The organism is Jatrophihabitans sp. (assembly GCA_036399055.1).
In the GTDB taxonomy this organism is placed as follows: domain Bacteria; phylum Actinomycetota; class Actinomycetes; order Mycobacteriales; family Jatrophihabitantaceae; genus Jatrophihabitans_A.
Genome location: DASWNX010000003.1, coordinates 1 through 1,782, shown reverse-complemented (window position 1 = coordinate 1,782; position 1,782 = coordinate 1). Strand labels below are relative to the sequence as shown.

Here is a 1,782-nt window from a genome sequence, read left to right as displayed (position 1 = left end):
GCAGCCAGTAGTCGAAGGCGTAGTGGCGCAGCGGGGTGTCGGGCACCAGGAAGTGCCACACGTAGTCGATGTTCGGGCCGCGTCCGGCGTGAATGCTCTGGGCCACCCCGAAGGTGAAGGCCGGGTCGGCGTGGCCCGGGTGGCGGGCGGCGCGCGCCACCGACACCCGGTAACCGCACACCAGCGCCGTCAGCAGCAGCGCGGCCAGGGCCGCCAGCAGCTCCACCCCGCGAGGGGTCAGCCGCGGTCGCCACCGGCCCGACGCCGGCCCGCCGGCATCGGCCTGAGCCGGTCGATCAGCCTCGACCGGCTTCAGATCCGCAGTTCCCACCGGCTTCGGGTCGCCAGTCATCCGCTCACCGGCGGCTGTTCCAGCGGGCCCAGCAGGATTAGCGGCTTCAGCACCGTGCGCCGCCGGTGGTTGCCCGGATCCGGTAAATCTTGCGGCTGCCGAAGGCCGCTGACCTGAGGAACGGCCCGCCGTCGGCGAGTGCCGCGGCCATCGTGCGCTCGTCCAGACGAACGGCTGGGTTCTCGATGTCCGTCGCGCCGTACTTCAGAGCCGTGTCGAGAATCTCGGCGAGCGAGCCGTGGGGGATCATCACGGTCGCGAAGCCGGTGCCCTGGTTGTCCTCCCACGGCTGGCGGGTCATCAGCACAAGGGGACGGTTCAAGCAAGCTTGCTCGGCCTGCAACGGCTCGACCAAGGTGGCCACGCGCTGTCCCACCCCGTTGTTATTGCGAACCGTCGCCCGGCTGAGGCTGGCGACAGACAAGAGCGGGAAGACAAGCAAGGCCAGGCAGCAGGCGAGGGTCAATCGCGTTGTCACCACGCCGCGGCCGAGTTGGACCAATGCGGCCACCACGACGATGGGCGCGCCGGTCACCATCAGCTTCACGATCGCGGTGCCTGACCAGGCCGGCGCGACCAGCACTTGGGACCCGAACGCAGCGACAAGGAAGCCCGCGGGAACCAACCAGTCCGATCGGAGGACTTCCAGGACTCCTGACCGGAACTTGCTGACTCCACCGCGCCCGCCGCCGAACAGGGCCCCGCCGATCATCAGCAGGCCGAGTACGGCCGTGACCGGGTCGAGCGTGCGGAAAGCGGTGACCAGCAGCGAAGCGACGGCGCGTGCCCGGGACAGGAAGAACGTCTGCAGGCCGCTGCCCAGCAGGGCATCCCACGTATGCGGCACGTGCAGGGAAAACAGGTCCTCATAGGAGGTGATGAACGGAAACGACGCCGAGGCCGGTGGGATCGGCGTGCCGAAGTGCGAGAGGTTGGTCAGCAGGTAGGGCGCCGACACCACCAGGTAGCCGGCCAGCAGCAGGCCGGCCCTGACGAACCAGCGGTTGCGCTCGTTCCAGGCCAAGGCGGCCACGCCCAGCACCGCGCACAGCACGAGGCCTTCGGTGCGAGACTGGGCGGCGAATGCTGCTAGCACCCCGGCTACCGGCCACAGCACGATCCATCGGCGGGCGTAGACCGCGGCGGCCATAGCCGGCAGCGCGAACGCCCCGAGGTAGACCGCGCTCTCGGCCTGCAACACGTACGCCGAGATCACCGGCTGCACCAGCGTCACGGCCGCGCTGAGGGCCGGCACCCAGGGGCTGGCACTCAGCGCCCGAGCCATCGCGTAGGCGCCGGCGCACATCAGCACGACCAGCGCGACGTTGAGCTCAAGCGCTGCGGGCAGGCCCGGCCGATAGCGAAGGACCAGGGCGATCAGCTGGGACGGCAGCGGCAGCCAGTAGTCGAAGGCGTAGTGGCGCAGCGGG

The 1,782-nt window shown here is 69.9% G+C and carries 2 protein-coding genes; both read right to left on the bottom strand.

Annotated elements, in window-relative coordinates; all coding sequences use genetic code 11:
* Positions 1-352 (bottom strand): hypothetical protein (locus VGB75_00955; protein ID HEY0165585.1); only part of this gene is annotated, 352 nt, incomplete at its 3' end.
* Positions 353-398: 46 nt separating this feature from the next.
* Positions 399-1,782 (bottom strand): hypothetical protein (locus tag VGB75_00950; protein ID HEY0165584.1); only part of this gene is annotated, 1,384 nt, incomplete at its 5' end.